Origin of the sequence: Mesorhizobium sp. M1142, from assembly GCF_040318565.1 — a bacterium.
Classification (GTDB): domain Bacteria; phylum Pseudomonadota; class Alphaproteobacteria; order Rhizobiales; family Rhizobiaceae; genus Mesorhizobium.
On record NZ_JAMYMK010000014.1, the window covers coordinates 37,810 to 54,523 of the forward strand.

The following is a 16,714-nucleotide window of genomic DNA, read 5'->3' on the forward strand; positions in this document are numbered from 1 at the left end:
CAAACCGGGAGGACGACCATGACTCAATCAGGAACAATCCGCGCCGGCATGGGCGGCTGGACCTTCGAGCCGTGGGACACGTCCTTCTACCCGGACAAATTGTCGAAGGCCAAGCAACTGCATTATGCCAGCCGGCAGGTGCCCACCATCGAGGTCAACGGCACCTATTATTCGAGCTTCAAGGAGCCGACCTTCGTCAAATGGGCCAACGAGGTGCCGGATGGTTTCGTCTATTCGCTGAAGGGCAACCGCTTTGTCACCAACCGCCGCGTGCTCGGCGAGGCCGGGGAATCGATCATGCGCTTCCTCGGGTCGGGCGTCGCCGCACTTGGCGACAAGCTCGGGCCGATCCTGTGGCAGTTCGCGCCGACCAAGAAATTCGACCCGGACGATTTCGAGGCCTTCCTCAAGCTGTTGCCGGAAAAGCAGGACGGCGTTGCGCTGCGCCACGCGGTCGAGGTGCGCAACGACAGCTTCGTCGTGCCGGAGTTCGCCGCCTTGGCGCGAAAGCACAAGGCCGCCATCGTCTATGCCGACCACGCCAAATATCCTGGGATTGGCGACGTTACCGGCGATTTCATCTATGCGCGGCTGCAGACCGGCAGCGACGACAATCCCGATTGCTACACGCCAAAGGCGCTCGACGAATGGGCGGCGCGCGCAAACACCTGGGCGGAAGGCAAGGTGCCGGTCGACCTGTCGCGTGCCGATCCTTCAACCGACGCGCCGGTCAAGCCACGCGATGTGTTCGTCTACTTCATCACAGAGGGCAAGGTCCGCGCTCCATTCGGCGCCATCGCCCTGATGAAGCGGGTCGCAGGCTGACGCCGCTGTCGGTGGTCCGCCTGGCTTGGTCCTAAACTACCGGCTATGCGGCGCGTTCGTCCGGACGCCGATCAACCCTGACGATCTCATTGAAAGCATCGAGATCGACATAGAAGACCTTGGTGATCTCCGCGATGAGTTCGTCGTGGTCATACCCCTGCGATTTCAGAATGTTGATGGCTGTCAGGATGTCGACGCGCTCCGTGAGCCGTCGTTTCTGATAGTCCTCGACATAGCACTCCATTGACTGGCCCTGGCTCCCAAGCACCCGAAATGTTGGACGACAACAGATCGCTCGAAGGGGAAGGGCTTGCGCGCAAGCGTGCCGACGCATCCGCGCCTTCCCCTGATCTGCCAAGTTGAAACTGGTACGGAAAGCGGCCGACTCACCAAGGCCAAGCAAAATCTAGCACGCAATCTGCAGCGCGCCAGAGTTGCAAAGTAATAGAATCAATAAGAATTCAGACGGTCAGGAATTTGCGGACGTCCGCCCGGTCGAGATCCTCGGCCGAGCCGGTATGAACGATCTGGCCACGGTCCATGATGTTGACCTCGTCGGCCAATTCCCGGCAGAAGTCGAGATACTGTTCGACCAGGAGCACGGGGATGCCGGCCTGGTCGCGCAGATAGCGGATGGCGCGGCCGATATCCTTGATGATCGACGGCTGGATGCCTTCGGTCGGCTCGTCGAGCACCAGCAGTTTAGGCCGCATCACCAGTGCCCTACCGATGGCAAGCTGCTGCTGCTGGCCGCCGGAAAGATCACCGCCTCGGCGCGCGAGCATCTGCTTCAGCACCGGAAACAATTCGAAGACGTGACCGGGAATGTTGCGGTCGGCGCGCTTCAGCGGCGCGAAGCCAGATTCGAGGTTTTCCCGCACCGTAAGCAGCGGAAATATCTCCCTGCCCTGCGGCACGAATGCGATGCCCGACCGGGCGCGATCATACGCCGCGCTCCGGTCGAGCGCCTTCCCCTCGAAGGCAACGCTTCCGCTCGTCAGCCGATGATGGCCGACGATCGATCTCATCAAACTGGTCTTGCCGACGCCGTTGCGACCGAGCACGCAGGTGATCTTGCCGGCGCGGGCTGTCAGCGAGACACCGCGCAGCGCCTGAGCGGCGCCGTAATGCAGCGTGGCATTGGAGACTTCGAGCATGGTCAGCGCTTTCTCCAACGCGTGAAGAACGAAAGGTCGAAATGATGGAACGGAACGCGCCAGACCATGATCATCTCCCCAGGTAGACTTCGACGACGCGCTCGTCGGCCGAAACGAAGTCGAGGCTGCCCTCGGAAAGCACCGAGCCTTCGTGCAGGCAGGTAACCTTGACGCCGAGCTCGCGCACGAAATGCATGTCGTGCTCGACGACGATGACCGAATGGTCGCGCGCGATATCCCTGAGCAGCCGCGCGGTTTCCTCGGTCTCGGCGTCGGTCATGCCGGCAACCGGCTCATCGACCAGCAGCAGCAGCGGATCCTGCGCCAGAAGCATGCCGATCTCGAGCCATTGCTTTTGGCCGTGGCTCAGATTGGCGGCGAGTTCGTCGCGCTTGTCGCCAAGCCGGATGATGCCGAGGATGTCGTCGATCTGCCGCACTTCCGCGGCCGAGCGACGATGGAACAGTGCCGGGAAGATCGAGCGCGGGCCTTTCAGCGCCAGCATCAGATTGTCCTCGATCGTGTGGCTTTCAAAGACGGTCGGCTTCTGGAATTTACGGCCGATGCCCATCATGGCGATTTCGGCCTCGTCGTGTTTGGTCAGATCGACCTCACCGTTGAAGAAAACCTCGCCCGCATCGGGCCGCGTCTTGCCGGTGACGATGTCCATCATCGTCGTCTTTCCGGCGCCGTTGGGGCCGATGATCGCCCGCATCTCGCCTTTGTCGAGCACCAGCGAAAGGTTGTTGATGGCGCGAAAACCGTCAAAGGAAACCGAAACGCCGTCGAGATAGAGGATGGTGTTGCTCTTCGACATCAGACCATCACTCCGCCGGCTGCGGTTCGGCGCTGGAGGCCGACCAGTCGCCCGGCCTTCTCGCCGCCGAACGGTCGGTTTTCGGCGGCACCGGCGCATCGGGATCGATCCCGGCTTCCTCGGCAACCGAGGCCGCCCGCAACGCCTTGGCGTTGCCGCGCCAGGAATCCCACATGCCGATGATGCCCTTGGGCAGGAACAGCGTGACGGCGACAAACAGTCCGCCCAGCGCAAACAACCAGAATTCAGGCAGCACGCCGGTGAACCAGGATTTACCGGCATTGACCAAAAGCGCGCCGATGATCGGCCCGACGATGGTGCCGCGCCCGCCGACGGCCGCCCACACCACCACCTCGATCGAATTGGACGGCTCGAATTCGCCAGGGTTGATGATGCCGACCTGCGGTACGTAAAGCGCACCGGCGATGCCGGCCATCACCGCCGACACGGTGAAGGCGAACAGTTTGACGTTCTCCGCCCGCCAGCCGAGAAAGCGCGTGCGGCTTTCGGCGTCGCGCACCGCCATCAAAAGCTTGCCGTATTTGGAACCGACGATTGCCCAGGTGACGAAGACGGCGAGCGCCAGCATGACGGCGCTAGCCGCGAACAGCGCCGAGCGTGTCATGTCGGCCTGCACGTTGAAGCCTAGAATATCCTTGAAGTCGGTCAGGCCGTTATTGCCGCCGAAACCCATGTCGTTTCGGAAAAAGGCAAGCAGCAGCGCATAGGTCATCGCCTGGGTGATGATCGACAGATAGACGCCGGTGACGCGACTGCGGAAGGCAAACCAGCCGAAGACGAAGGCGAGCAGGCCGGGTACTGCAAGCACCATGATTGCGGCAAACCAGAAATGGTCGAAACCGTACCAGAACCACGGCAGTTCCTTGTAGTTCAGGAACACCATGAAGTCCGGCAGCAGCGGATTGCCGTAGACGCCGCGCGAGCCGATCTGGCGCATCAGATACATGCCCATCGCATAGCCGCCGAGTGCGAAGAAGGCGCCGTGGCCGAGCGAGAGGATGCCGCAATAGCCCCAGACGAGATCGAGGGCCAAGGCGAGCAGCGCATAGCAGAGATATTTGCCGGTGAGCGCGACGATATAGGACGGCACGTAAAACGCACTTGTCGGCGAGACCGCAAGATTGAGCAGCGGCACGACGATCGCAACCGCCAGCAGGATGAAGATGGTGATGGCGACGCGGCGGTCGGCGCCGGCGGCAAAGAAGCGTCGCGTGATCATGCTTCCACCGACCTGCCCTTGAGCGCGAACAGGCCGCGCGGGCGTTTCTGGATGAACAGAATGATCAGCACCAGAACGACGATCTTGCCGAGCACCGCTCCGGCATACGGTTCGAGGAATTTGTTGACAATGCCGAGCGAGAAGGCGCCGACCAGCGTGCCCCAGAGATTGCCGACGCCGCCGAAGACGACGACCATGAAGCTGTCGATGATGTAGCCGCGGCCGAGATTGGGCGAGACATTGTCGATCTGGCTGAGCGCGACGCCGGCGATGCCGGCAATGCCGGACCCCAATGCAAAGGTCAGGGCATCGACCCACGGCGTCCTGATGCCCATAGAGGCGGCCATCCGGCGATTGGCCGTGACGGCACGCATCTGCAGCCCCCAGGGCGTGCGTTTCATCACGTAAAGCAGCACAGCGAAGACGCCGAGCGCAAAAGCCAGGATCCAGAGCCGGTTCCAGGTGACCGAAAGCTGGCCGATCGCGAACGAACCTGACATCCAGGATGGGTTGCCGACCTCCTGGTTGGTCGGCCCGAAGATGGTGCGCACGGCCTGCTGCAGGATCAGCGAGACACCCCATGTCGCTAGCAGGGTCTCCAACGGCCGGCCATAGAGGAAGCGGATCAGCCCGCGCTCTATGATAAGGCCGACGAGCGCCGCCACCAGGAAGGCCAGCGGCAGGGCGATGACCAGCGACCAGTCGAACAGGCCGGGAAAGGAATTGCGGATAACCTCCTGCACGACGAAGGTCGTGTAGGCGCCCAGCATGACCATCTCGCCATGCGCCATGTTGATGACGCCCATGACGCCGAAAGTGATGGCAAGGCCGATCGCCGCCAGCAGCAGCACCGATCCGAGCGATATGCCGTACCAGATATTCTGGCCGGCGTCCCACAGCGCCAGCGTCGAATTGATGTTGGATATCGCCGCAGTCGCCGCGTCCTTCACCGCACCTTCGGAACTGGCCTCCACCGACGTGAGCAGCGACACCGCATCCCGGTCGCCGCGCGCACCGATGAGCGCTATCGCCGCCAATTTGTCGGCCTCCGGCCTGTCTGAAACGAGAACCGACGCGGCGTGGGCCTGTTCGAGCAGCGCCTTGACGCTTGCCGCGCTCTCATTGGCGATCGCGGTGTCGAGCGGCTCGATGTTTGCCGCGTCCGGCGTCTTGAACATGGTGTCGGCGGCGGCAATGCGCACCGCCGGATCCTTGGAGCCCAGCGTCAGCGTGCCCAGCGCGTCGCGGATGACGCGGCGCAGCGTGTTGTTGACCTTGATCTTGGTGATGTCGGCCTTGGCTGCTTCGCCAGACTTTTCGCCGGTGAGCGCATCGAGCAGTTCGATGCTGTCGCCGCTCTCCTTGCCGACAAAGACTACTGAATCGGCCTTGCGGACGTAAAGGCTGCCCTCCGCAAGCGCGGCAAGCGGCCGTTCGACGGCTGTGTCGCCGGTTGCCGCAAGCTCGCGCACGATGGCTTCGATCGCTGAAAAATTGGAGGCGGTGGCGAGTTTGGCGACGACCGCGCGCAGATCGGATTCGCTGGCGTTCGACGGCAGCAGCATTCCCAGAAGGAGGAGCAGCATCAAGCCAATCGCGCGGATCAGGATCATCGGTTTCTGGTGGCTCTTGGAGGTTGAATGTCGCCTCCGGGCAGGCTGGAGGACGAGCCCGCCCGGAGGCTTTTGCGGTCTGGGAGGACAGACCGGGAGGATCAGTTGGTTCCCTTGCCGCCGCATTTGCCTGTGGCGACATTGAAGTTGCCGCAGGACAGAGGCGCGCGCCAATCGGAGATCAGGTCCTTGGAGTCAGGCAGGTAGTCGGACCACTCGTCGCCCATCACCAGGCCCGGCGTCTGCGAGACGGTTTCGAACTGGCCGTCGGCCTGGATTTCGCCGATCAGCACCGGCTTGGTGATATGATGGTTCGGCATCATGGTCGAATAACCGCCGGTCAGGTTCGGCACCGAGACGCCGACCATGGCGTCGATGACCTTGTCCGGATCGGTGGTGCCGGCCTTCTCGACCGCCTTCACCCACATGTTGAAGCCGATATAGTGGGCTTCCATCGGATCGTTGGTGGTGCGCTTGTCGTTCTTGATGAACTTGTGCCAGTCGGCGATGAACTTCGCGTTCTCGGGCGTATCGACGCTTTCGAAATAGTTCCAGGCGGCGAGATGGCCGACCAGCGGCGCAGTGTCCAGACCGGCAAGCTCTTCCTCGCCGACCGAGAAGGCCATGACCGGGATGTCCTCGGCCTTGATGCCCTGGTTGCCGAGCTCCTTGTAGAACGGCACGTTGGCGTCGCCATTGACGGTCGAGACGACGGCGGTCTTCTTGCCGGCCGAGCCGAACTTCTTGATCGCCGAGACTTCGGTCTGCCAGTCGGAGAAACCGAACGGCGTGTAGTTGACCATGATGTCTTCGGCGGCAACGCCCTTCGCCTTCAGATAGGCCTCGAGGATCTTGTTGGTGGTGCGCGGGTAGACGTAGTCGGTGCCTTCGAGCACCCAGCGCTTCACCGAACCGCCATCCTCGCTCATCAGATAATCGACGGCCGGAATGGCCTGCTGGTTCGGCGCCGCACCGGTGTAGAACACGTTGCGCTCGCTTTCCTCACCCTCATACTGGACCGGGTAGAACAGGATGTTGTCGAGCTCGCTGAACACCGGCAGCACCGATTTGCGCGACACCGAGGTCCAGCAGCCGAACACCGCGGCGACCTTGTCCTTCGAGATCAGCTCGCGCGCCTTTTCGGCGAACAGCGGCCAGTTGGAAGCCGGATCGACGACCACCGCCTCGAGCTTCTTGCCGAGCAGGCCGCCCTTGGCATTCTGCTCTTCGATGAGCATCAGCATGGCGTCCTTCAGCGTTGTCTCCGAGATCGCCATGGTTCCCGACAGCGAATGGAGGATGCCGACCTTGATGGTGTCGTCGGCCGCCTTGGCGGGAACGCTCATCAGCAGGCCGGCGGTGACCACGCCGGCCGAAAACATTTTTGCTATTGTCGAGAAACTGCCCCTCATACTTTTAAACTCCCAAGCTGGTTAACTGCATCGGGACAGACCATGCAACGGCTGTGCCAATCACCGGAGCAAGGTCGGAGGATTTGAGATTTCCCAGCTCTGTCAGTCGGTTAATGTATTAGCTGCAGGAGATGAACCTCGCCTGCTATGTTCGAAACGAGAAAGGATCACCCATATCAGCCTAAGTTTTGCTCACATATAGGCCAATGCCTGAATTTTGAGCAGCATCATATGAGTGCTGGCGAGGATTGCAGCGCCGCGGCGAAATGGGCAAGTTTGAACCCCTTTAACGAGCGATCAAATGGCTTTCAGAGCTTCTTGCATTTTCACCGCCATGCTTCTGCTGGCGGCGACGACCGTAGCGCGCGCCGGCTTCAGCGACGGCAAGCTGCCGGACGGCTCCTATCATTGCGAAGTCTATCTGCTTGGCATGTTCCTCAGCCTCGGCGACATCACCATCAAGGGAAACGTCTATAGCGGTCCTGTGAGCTTCGGCATCGCGCCGCAGAGCTACAATTACCAGATGGATGCAGACGGCGTGATCACCTGGCTAGGTCCGCTGGGTGGCTATACCAGTGGCGGCAACTCGATCTCGCTTACGCAGGCGACGCTGGAAAGCGGAACCACCCCGTCCTTCGACATCATCATGAAGCAGCCAGACGGCGCCTTTACCGCCTCGACCTGCACGAAGCGTTGAAAAAAGTACGGAACCTGGCGAGGTTCCGTACTCCGAAGCACAAAGCCGCCTAGCTCTCCGCCGCCAGATCGAGCGCCAGCCGGGTCATATCGGTGAAAAGCCCCTGGCGTTCGGAATAGTCGGTCTGCTCGCCGGTTGCCACGTTGTCGACGACGGTCAGGATCGACAGCGCCCGAGCGCCGAAATCGGCCGCAATGCGGTAAAGTGCGCTGGTTTCCATGTCCACGGCGAGCGCGCCCTGTGCCTGTGCTTCGGCAAAGCGTTCGCGCCCCAGCGGATGATAGAAAATATCGCTGCAAATGGTCAGCCCGGCCCGATGGTCGATGCCGAGTTCCGAAGCTCGGGCCAATGCCTGGGTCAACAATGCCGGATCGGGGCCGGCATCGGCACGATAGAGCCCAAAAACCTGGCCGCTCTCCGCATTTTCGCCACGCACCGATTGCGCGATCACCAGGCTGCGCAGCGCCATCTCGGCGGTCAGGCCACCGCAGGTACCAGTGCGGATCAGTGTTTTCGCACCATAGAAGTCCAGCAGCTCATGCACATAGACCAGGAACGAAGAGACGCCGATGCCGGTGGATTGGATGCTGACAGGTTTGCCGCGAAACAGCCCGGTAAAGCCGAGCGCGCCGCGGCGGCGGTTGACGCAGCGCGGCGCTTCCAGAAAGGTTTCCGCCATCCATTCAGCGCGCTGCGGGTCGCCCGGCAGCAGCACCGTGCTTGCGTAGTCGCCTTTGCTAGCTTCGTTGTGTGGCGTCACGGCATGCTTTCCAAAACCCGTCGCCCGTTTCGCCTGCCATCATGGCAGTCTCACGACATTGCGCAAGCGGAGCGTTGGAAGGGTCAGGATTCCAGCATGTCCTTTACGATCGTGGCCAATTGCTTGAGCGAAAACGGCTTCGGCAAGAAGCCGAAATGCGCGTCGGCCGGCAAGTTCCTGGCGAACGCGTCTTCGGCATAGCCGGACACGAAGATGAACTTGATGTCGGGCTGCCGTTTGCGCAATTCGCCAAGCAGCGTCGGGCCGTCCATTTCCGGCATCACCACGTCCGACACCACGACGTCGACCTTGCCGCCGAGCGCTTCGTAGACCTCAAGCGCCTCGACGCCCGACGACGCCTCGTGGACGGTGTAGCCGCGCGATTTCAGCGCCCGCATGCCGCCCATGCGCACGGCGTCCTCGTCCTCGACCAGCAGCACCGTGGCCGAGCCCGACAGGTCCTTGGCTGAGTCGGCGATCTTGGCAGGTGCGGCCGGCGCCTCTCCAGCCTCGCCCGCCTTCCTTGCCTCCGCAATGTGCCGCGGCAGGAAGATACGGAACACGGATCCCTTGCCGACTTCGGAATCGCAGAAGATGAAGCCGCCTGTCTGCTTGATGATGCCATAGACCATGGACAGACCAAGGCCAGTTCCCTTGCCAACCTCCTTTGTCGTGAAGAAGGGCTCGAAGATCTTTTTCAGCACATCAGGCGCGATGCCGCTGCCGCTGTCCTCGACCTCGACCAGCACATAGTCGGCCGGTGTAAGTTCGCGATAGGAAAAGGTCTTGCATTCCCCGGCGCTGACGTTGCGGGTACGTACGGTGAGTTCGCCGCCGGCCGGCATCGCGTCGCGTGCATTGACCGCCAGATTGACCACCACTTGCTCGAATTGCCCGATATCGACCCTGACCGGCCACAGGTCGCGGCCATGGTCGATCTTGAGCTTGATGTCGTTGCCGACCAGCCGGGCAAGCAGCATCCTTAGATCGGCGAGCACGTCGGTCAGGTTGAGCACCTCCGGCCGCAGCGTTTGCTTGCGCGAGAAGGCCAGCAACTGACGCACCAGCGAGGCCGCCCGGTTGGCGTTCTGCTTGATGTTCATGATGTCCGGGAATGACGGATCGGACGGCCGGTGGTTGGTCAACAGCAGGTCCGAGGCCATGATGATGGCGGTCAGCACATTGTTGAAATCATGCGCGATGCCGCCGGCGAGTTGGCCGACCGCCTGCATTTTCTGGCTCTGCGCCATCTGGCCCTCGAGGGCCTTTTGCTCGGTGGTCTCCACGGCATAGACGATGGCCGATTCCTCGGCGCCCTCGCCGCCGGTGCCGTCAGCGACCGCATTGACGTAGAAGCGTATGTGGCGCTCCTCATTGCCGGGCAGCACCGTATCGATCGGCTCGATGTCAGCCTGTTGCTGACGTGCCTTTTCAAAGGCCGCGGCGAAAGCCGGCCGGTCGCGCTCGTGGATCACCGTATCCAGCCGCACACGCCGATCGACCGCGTCGCGGTCGACGACCGAGGAAAACAGCGACAGGAACGGCGCATTGGTGCGCAGGATGCGGCCGGCATGATCGACGCCGGCTATCGCCATCGGCGTCGAGTTGAAGAACCGCGTGAAGCGTATTTCCGATGCACGGAGGTCGGCCGAAGCGTCCTCGCCTTGCGTCCGGTTGAGCACGATGGTGCGAGTCGGGCCGTTGAGCCCCTCTCGGCTGGCCGAGACACGATGCATGAAGCGCACCGGCAGCGCCTCGCCGGTCATCGTCGTCAGATCGAGGTCGATAACGGCATTGCGCGTGGTACCAGCGTCGGCCTTGACCGAACGGACCAGCGCCATGCCGTCGCCGGCGACGATCTCCGGCAGCGTGATGGCGCCGGGAGTGAAGCTGGCCAGGTCGATGCCCAGCCACTCCGCAAGGGTCGCGTTGATATAGGTGACGCGGCCTTCCTGGTCGGCCGAAAAGAAACCGGCCGGCGCGTGATCGAGGTGATCGATCGCCTTTTGCAGGTCGAGAAAGAACCGCTCCTGCTCGGCCCGTTCCTGCGAGATATCGGCAAGCTGCCAGGCAAGCATCGGCAGCCGCTGGCCTGGAACGCTGAACGCGCGGGCCCGGACGCGGTACCAGCGCGCGCCCGGTTCGGCGCCTGGCCGAATGGACTGCGCAAGCCGAAACTCGCCGTCGCCCGGCTGGCCGTCGCGCAGGCCCGACGCCAGCCGGTATATGGTCACCGAGGCCTCGGGAACGTCTGAAAGCAAACCTTCGACCGTCTTGATGTCGGCGGCCGACTCGGCACCCGTCATATCGGCATAGGTCCGGTTGGCGTAGATGATACGGCCTTTGGTGTCGGTGACCAGGAGACCTTGTGACATCGAATCGACGAAAGCTTTCGACAGTTCGTCGCTTGTCGAGCGCGGCGTGATATGCACGAAGCCGATCGCAGTGGCGAATAGAAAGCCGACGCCGATCATCGCCAGCACGCCAAGCATGCCGAGCAGGAATGGATCGCCAAGTCGCTCTCGGAAAAGGCCGAAGACGATCGCTGCCCCTGTCAGGACGACGATGAAAACGATGAGCCGGGTGACCGCGCCCGGTCGCGTGTTCTGGTCGACGATAGGTACCGGATAGAAATCGCCGCGCGCTTCCTTGGCCATGTGCCCCCTGCTCGTGAATTCCGGCGTCGGTTGAATCATATTCTCAGGGTCGGGAAAAGGCCCGGCGGCAGATGTCCGCTAAAAATGACGCCGTTCGGCTCCCGGTTTCGAGCTGTTCACGAAGCGTGAAAGGCAACTTGCGGTGGCCTGCCGCAACAGTCTAGTGTCGCCTCTCTTCGAAAGCTGATTTTGGGGGAACCAATGCTGCAATGGCTGGATGGCGTGGCGGGGCCTGGTTATGCCGCAGCAATCCTATGGACGTTTGCAGTACTTGTCCTGCTGCTCATCATTCTTCTTATCATCAGGCTGGTCCGCAGCCTGACATTCGGAACATTCGTCGCCGGGGGCAGGAACCGCAAGACGCGGCTGGCTGTCATGGATGCCACAGCGGTCGACAGTCACCGGCGGCTGGTGCTGGTGCGCCGCGACGATATCGAGCACCTGCTCTTGATCGGTGGTCCGACCGACGTCGTCGTCGAGCGCGACATCAGGCTCTCGGCGCTGCGCCGCCCGGCATTGACCGGAGACAACAGCCATCAGCCGGCAGCAAGGCCAGCTCAGACCACAGCCGCGCCGGCGAGGCAAGCGCCGCCGCAGCCGGCAAGCGCGGCCACACCCCCTGTCCGAGCCCGCCAGACGGCGACGATGGCGGCAACAATGCCGGCGCCTACGCCGGCGCCGAAACCGGCATCGAACGTTACACCGTTGCCAAGTTATGGATCCGTCAATGCCAATGCCTCGCGGCATGCGCCGCAGCCGGCAAGACAGGACTCCCCGGCAAGATACGAGCCGCCGGCACAGCATGAGTCGATCGACGATGCGCTGATGAAGGAGCTGGAGGTTTCCCTCGACGAGCCACGCTTCAGCCAAACGGCGAGCAAGCCGGTGGCGAAGGCATCGCCCTCTCTCGACGACGAGATGACGAAGCTCCTCGGCGAGTTGTCCAATCAGAAAAGATAGGGCGATAGCGAACGGCCAATGAAAATGGCCGGAAAACCGGCCATTTTGAACGCTCTACCGATGCCGTGTTTTTCCCGCCTGCTCAGTCGTCGCGGTAGACCTTCTCGCGCCGCTCATGGCGCTCCTGTGCCTCGATCGACAAGGTGGCGATCGGGCGCGCGTCGAGCCGCTTCAGCGCGATCGGCTCGCCCGTCTCCTCGCAGTAACCGTAAGTGCCTTCGTCAAGGCGCTGGAGGGCCGAATCGATCTTGGAGATGAGTTTTCGCTGGCGATCGCGGGCGCGAAGTTCGATCGCGCGGTCGGTTTCGGAGGAGGCGCGATCGGCGAGGTCAGGGTGGTTGGCGTTTTCCTGCTGCAGGATTTCGAGAGTTTCGCGCGCTTCGCGCAAGATGTCGTTCTTCCAGGTGACGAGCTTCATGCGAAAGTAGGATTTCTGCCGCTCGTTCATAAACGGCTCGTCTTCGGAGGGTACGTAATCGGCGGTAACGATGTCGTTCATTCGACTCACCCAACAAACCCCAAATTTGGCGCCTATATATTCGCGGACCGAAAACTGCACAAGCGCAATCGACGACAGTTTCACGCATTTGTTTATGTGGGACAAACCGACATTGGCGACATCATTCGCATGAACGGCACGCCCGAATTCGCGCATGATTCATTATGCTTGAGGGGGCATCGGCATTGCGCGCGAAGCGCTTCTGATGGCTAATTCCTGCGGCCGCATTTGACCGGTCGGTACCCGACATATCGGGGGTTTCGTGACCAAACTTTACCTGCTGAGGCATGCGAAGGCCGGCTGGGCGCTGCCTGGCGTGACTGACTTCGACCGCCCGCTCGATCCATCCGGCTTCGCCGACGCCGAAGCGATGGGCGTGCTGATGCGTTCCCGCAAATACGCACCGGCCCTCACCCTTTGCTCAAGCGCCAAGCGCGCCCGCCAGACGCTGGAAAGCTTGGCTGGCCATACCAACACGGGCCGGGTGCTGTTCTGTGACACCTTCTACAGCGACGATGCCGCGGCGTACCTCACTGCCATCCGGCAAAATGGCGGGCTGGATGCCTTGCTCGTCATCGGTCACAAGCCGATGATTGGGGATCTCGCCATGGCGCTGTCGGGCGACGGCAACGAGACCGCGCGGGCCATGCTGAACCACGGCTTCCCGACCTCCGCACTTGCCGTGGTCCGGTTCAACGGCGGACTTGCCGAGGCTGCGCCAGGCACCGGCTATCTCGAAGCCTTCCTGACGCCTGCGGATATCTGAGGCCATTTCAAAGCCGCGCATCAAAGCCTATATCGGAGCCTGACCGGCCCGCGAGAACAGATTTGGCATCATCGCTGACGACTTTTACCGACGAGGCCAAGATTGCCTTGGATACGTTGTCAGGCCGCGCTGCCGGGCTTTTCGCTCCGTCGCTGCGGCTTGGCGTGACCGGGCTGTCCCGCGCCGGCAAGACGGTGTTCATCTCGGCCCTTGTACACAATCTGGTCCATGGTGGACGCTTGCCGCTGTTTGAGGCACAAAAATCGGGGCGCATCGCCCGGGCTTTTCTCGAAGAGCAGCCGGACGACGCCGTACCACGCTTCCAGTACGAGGATCACATCGCGGCTCTTGTCGACGAGCGCGTCTGGCCGGATTCGACGCGTGCGATTTCCGAACTGAGGCTCACCATCGAATACGAATCGGCCTCTGGCTGGAGCCGCATGTTTTCCGCCGGCAAATTGTCGGTCGACATCGTCGATTATCCCGGCGAATGGCTGCTCGACCTGCCGCTGCTCGGCAAGTCCTACGCCGATTTTTCGCGTGAGGCCTTCGAGATGGCCGTGTTGCCGGTGCGTGTCGATCTTTCGCGGGAATGGCGGGCGCTCTCCAATCCGGTCGACCCCAACGCCGACGCCGACGAGATGACGGCGCGCCGTCTCGCCGAGAGCTTCGCGGCCTATCTCAAGGCCTGCAAGCTCGATGAGCGGGCGCTTTCGACCTTGCCGCCCGGCCGCTTTCTGATGCCCGGCGATCTTGAAGGCTCGCCCGCTCTCACCTTCGCGCCGCTGCCGAATCTGGACGGCCGGCGCTCCCGCTCGGGATCGCTGCAGGCTATGATGGAGCGGCGCTACGAGGCTTACAAGACGCATGTCGTTAAACCGTTCTTTCGCGAACACATCACGCGTCTCGACCGCCAGATCGTGCTCATCGACGCATTGCAGGCATTGAATGCGGGCCCCGGCGCGATGGCCGATCTGGAGCGCGCGGTCACCGAAATCCTGTCCTGTTTCCGGCCCGGCCGGGGCAACCTCCTGACCGACCTGTTTTCGAGGCGCATCGACCGCATATTGGTGGCCGCGACCAAGGCCGACCACCTGCACCACGAAAGCCACGACCGCCTGCAGGCCATCGTGCGGCGGCTAGCCGACCGCGCCGTGGCGCGGGCGAATTTCACCGGAGCCGACGTCGACGTCGTCGCCATGGCGGCCATGCGCGCGACCCGTGAAGGCACGGTCAAGCAGGGCCGCGAGACTTTGCCGGTCATTATCGGCACGCCGTTGCGTGGCGAAAAAATCAACGGCGAAACCTTTGACGGAAAGACCGAAACAGCCATATTTCCCGGAGACTTGCCGGAGAAAGTTGATGCGTTGTTCGACGTTGCCGAATCGATCCGCCGGCAGAACAATGACGACCCCGCAATCCGCTTCGTGCGCTTTCGCCCGCCGAAGCTCGAGCGCACCGCCGAGGGCGTCACGCTGTCGCTGCCACATATCAGGCTCGACCGCGCGCTGCAGTTCCTGATCGGAGATCATCTCGCATGAGTGCGCCCCGCAGACCGGCGGCCTTTCGCATCGAGCCGGAGCCCCAGCAGAAGGAAGATTCGACGGCTCGCCATGCTGCGTCCGAGGCCGCGCCGGCGCGAAAGCCGCGTACCGTGAAGGCGGATCTAGCTGTGGTCACACCGGCGGAGATCGACGTCTTCGACGAGCCTGATATCGTCGCTGCCGAGCCGCCGCCGGCGATTGCGCCGCGAAAACGTTCGCTGCTTGGCAGCCTGTTCTTCGGCGCGCTGGGCGTTCTGGTTTCGCTCGCCGTCGGCCTCTGGACCGACCAGCTGATTCGCGACCTGTTCGAGCGCGCCGAGTGGCTGGGCTGGCTGGCCGCCGGCATGGCCGCGATCGCCATCCTGGCGCTTCTGATCATCCTCGTGCGCGAGTTCATGGCGATTGCCCGGCTTGCCGAGGTCGAAAAGTTGCAGAAGCGGGCGCTCGATGCGATTGCCCGTGACGATCCGAAGACCGCCCGAGCCGTGGTCGACGAGTTGTCGGTCTTTGTCTCGGCCAAGCCCGAAACCGCGGCCGGCAGGCGCTCGCTGGCCGAATTGCGCGGCGAGATCATTGACGGCGGCAATCTGGTGCGCCTGGCCGAGACCGAGATCCTCGGCCCGCTCGACGCCCGCGCGAAGGTGATGATCCTCGAGGCGGCAAAGCGTGTGTCCCTGGTGACCGCGGTCAGCCCGCGCGCGCTGGTCGACGTCGCCTATGTCGTATTCGAAGCCGGGCGGCTGATTCGGCGACTGTCGGAGCTCTATGGCGGCCGCCCGGGCACGCTTGGCTTCTTTCGCCTGGCGCGCAGCGTTCTCGCCCATCTCGCGGTCACCGGGTCGATCGCCGTCGGCGACAGTTTCGTCCAACAGCTCGTCGGCCACGGCCTTGCGGCCCGGCTGTCGGCAAAGCTCGGCGAAGGCGTCGTCAACGGCATGATGACGGCGCGCATCGGCATTGCAGCGATGGAAACCGCAAGGCCCCTGCCCTTTTACGCGGTCAGGCGGCCTGGATTAGGCGATTTCCTCTCCGCGCTGACGTCCTTTGCAGCAAAGAAAGAAAAAGAAACATCCGTTTCGCGAACGTGACTATTGCCTTGGGGTGACAAAGCATTAACCAATCTTGTTCATGGTCGGAAGCGTCCAAACCAGTCTCTTTGTTGCCGGGTGTCGTCGATGAAAAGCGTTATTCTGTCCAGCGGGCTGCCCGTGGCGCTCGCGCTTGTCGCAACCGTCGGCATTGCCGGAAGGGCTACGGGGGCGGAACCGGACAAGCAGTTCTTTCGATCGGTCGAAGGCAAATGGGTCGGCCCCGGAGAAATCGTCGCTGGCAAATACAAGGGCACGAAATTCACCTGCAGCTTCACCGGCTCGACGCCTGACGGCAAAGTCGGCATGTCGCTCGACGGCGGCTGCCGGGTCGGCATGTTCACCCAGCAGATGTCGGCAACGATCGAGCACAAGGGCCGCCAGGGCTACAAGGGCAGCTTCATGGGCGGCGCCGCCGGGTCCGGCCTCGACATTATCGGTGGTAATGTCGTCGATGCGCACAAGGTGGTTTTCACCATCAATCGCAATCAGTTGCGCGGCGTTATGCAGGCGCTTGTCCCAGACGACAACTCGATGACGGTGACCGTTGCCGTGCGCGTCGACCAGCAACTGGTCCCGGTCATCGGGATGAAGTTGAAGCGGGTCGATGGGGTAGAAGTTGGCTCCATCGCTCCGAACTGAGCCTCCGGCATGAAAAACGCGGCAGCCAAACGGCGCC

At 62.4% G+C, this 16,714-nt stretch carries 16 protein-coding genes; 7 read left to right on the top strand and 9 right to left on the bottom strand.

From position 1 onward, the window contains the following. Positions 1 to 18: 18 nt before the first annotated feature. Positions 19 to 825 (top strand): DUF72 domain-containing protein, encoded by an 807-nt coding sequence (locus NKH42_RS21755; protein ID WP_352507872.1) that lies wholly within the window; start codon positions 19 to 21, stop codon positions 823 to 825. Positions 826 to 868: 43 nt separating this feature from the next. On the opposite strand, the gene NKH42_RS21760 is transcribed toward NKH42_RS21755, so the two are convergent. The 6 genes from NKH42_RS21760 to urtA form a co-directional block, all read right to left on the bottom strand. Continuing rightward, on the bottom strand, positions 869 to 1,069 hold the full coding sequence (locus NKH42_RS21760; RefSeq protein WP_352507871.1) for a hypothetical protein: 201 nt from the start codon (positions 1,067 to 1,069) through the stop codon (positions 869 to 871). Between the two features lie 217 nt (positions 1,070 to 1,286). Continuing rightward, the gene (gene urtE, locus NKH42_RS21765) at positions 1,287 to 1,982 is read right to left on the bottom strand and encodes an urea ABC transporter ATP-binding subunit UrtE (protein ID WP_352688276.1); all 696 of its coding nucleotides are present in this window, start codon (positions 1,980 to 1,982) and stop codon (positions 1,287 to 1,289) included. Positions 1,983 to 2,052: 70 nt separating this feature from the next. After that, positions 2,053 to 2,799, bottom strand: coding sequence for an urea ABC transporter ATP-binding protein UrtD (urtD, locus tag NKH42_RS21770; RefSeq protein WP_352478979.1), 747 nt, complete (start codon positions 2,797 to 2,799; stop codon positions 2,053 to 2,055). A gap of 7 nt (positions 2,800 to 2,806) precedes the next feature. Then, a complete protein-coding gene (gene urtC, locus NKH42_RS21775) occupies positions 2,807 to 4,039 on the bottom strand; it encodes an urea ABC transporter permease subunit UrtC (RefSeq protein WP_352688273.1) in 1,233 nt (410 codons plus the stop codon). Beyond that, the gene (urtB, locus tag NKH42_RS21780) at positions 4,036 to 5,652 is read right to left on the bottom strand and encodes an urea ABC transporter permease subunit UrtB (protein ID WP_352507868.1); all 1,617 of its coding nucleotides are present in this window, start codon (positions 5,650 to 5,652) and stop codon (positions 4,036 to 4,038) included. Before urtB ends, urtC begins: the two co-directional genes overlap by 4 nt. A 101-nt stretch (positions 5,653 to 5,753) precedes the next feature. Beyond that, positions 5,754 to 7,064, bottom strand: a complete 1,311-nt coding sequence (urtA, locus tag NKH42_RS21785) for an urea ABC transporter substrate-binding protein (protein ID WP_502894309.1) — start codon at positions 7,062 to 7,064, stop codon at positions 5,754 to 5,756. 301 nt (positions 7,065 to 7,365) lie between these two features. On the opposite strand from urtA, the gene NKH42_RS21790 reads away from it, so the two are divergent. Then, positions 7,366 to 7,761: a hypothetical protein gene (locus NKH42_RS21790; RefSeq protein WP_023674851.1), complete on the top strand. Its 396-nt coding sequence runs from the start codon at positions 7,366 to 7,368 to the stop codon at positions 7,759 to 7,761. 49 nt (positions 7,762 to 7,810) lie between these two features. Here NKH42_RS21790 and NKH42_RS21795 read toward each other — a convergent pair whose 3' ends face one another. Then, the gene (locus NKH42_RS21795) at positions 7,811 to 8,521 is read right to left on the bottom strand and encodes a purine-nucleoside phosphorylase (protein ID WP_254817383.1); all 711 of its coding nucleotides are present in this window, start codon (positions 8,519 to 8,521) and stop codon (positions 7,811 to 7,813) included. A gap of 83 nt (positions 8,522 to 8,604) precedes the next feature. Next, a complete protein-coding gene (cckA, locus tag NKH42_RS21800) occupies positions 8,605 to 11,178 on the bottom strand; it encodes a cell cycle histidine kinase CckA (RefSeq protein ID WP_352752753.1) in 2,574 nt (857 codons plus the stop codon). 201 nt (positions 11,179 to 11,379) lie between these two features. On the opposite strand from cckA, the gene NKH42_RS21805 reads away from it, so the two are divergent. Beyond that, complete coding sequence (locus NKH42_RS21805; protein ID WP_352705521.1) at positions 11,380 to 12,138, top strand: hypothetical protein; 759 nt, start codon at positions 11,380 to 11,382, stop codon at positions 12,136 to 12,138. Between the two features lie 82 nt (positions 12,139 to 12,220). On the opposite strand, the gene dksA is transcribed toward NKH42_RS21805, so the two are convergent. After that, complete coding sequence (gene dksA / locus NKH42_RS21810) at positions 12,221 to 12,637, bottom strand: RNA polymerase-binding protein DksA (protein ID WP_023674847.1); 417 nt, start codon at positions 12,635 to 12,637, stop codon at positions 12,221 to 12,223. Positions 12,638 to 12,899: 262 nt separating this feature from the next. Here dksA and NKH42_RS21815 point away from each other — a divergent pair, with 262 nt between their 5' ends. The 4 genes from NKH42_RS21815 to NKH42_RS21830 all read left to right on the top strand — a co-directional run bounded on the left by NKH42_RS21815 (position 12,900) and on the right by NKH42_RS21830 (position 16,677). After that, positions 12,900 to 13,403, top strand: a complete 504-nt coding sequence (locus NKH42_RS21815; RefSeq protein WP_352705523.1) for a SixA phosphatase family protein — start codon at positions 12,900 to 12,902, stop codon at positions 13,401 to 13,403. A 62-nt stretch (positions 13,404 to 13,465) separates the two neighbouring features. Further along, positions 13,466 to 14,944 carry a YcjX family GTP-binding protein gene (locus tag NKH42_RS21820; protein ID WP_352705525.1) on the top strand — a complete coding sequence of 493 codons (1,479 nt, stop codon included), beginning with the start codon at positions 13,466 to 13,468 and terminating at the stop codon, positions 14,942 to 14,944. Continuing rightward, positions 14,941 to 16,035 (top strand): YcjF family protein, encoded by a 1,095-nt coding sequence (locus NKH42_RS21825; RefSeq protein WP_352705527.1) that lies wholly within the window; start codon positions 14,941 to 14,943, stop codon positions 16,033 to 16,035. Before NKH42_RS21820 ends, NKH42_RS21825 begins: the two co-directional genes overlap by 4 nt. Before the next feature lie 87 nt (positions 16,036 to 16,122). Next, on the top strand, positions 16,123 to 16,677 hold the full coding sequence (locus NKH42_RS21830) for a hypothetical protein (protein WP_352705529.1): 555 nt from the start codon (positions 16,123 to 16,125) through the stop codon (positions 16,675 to 16,677). Positions 16,678 to 16,714: the final 37 nt, after the last annotated feature.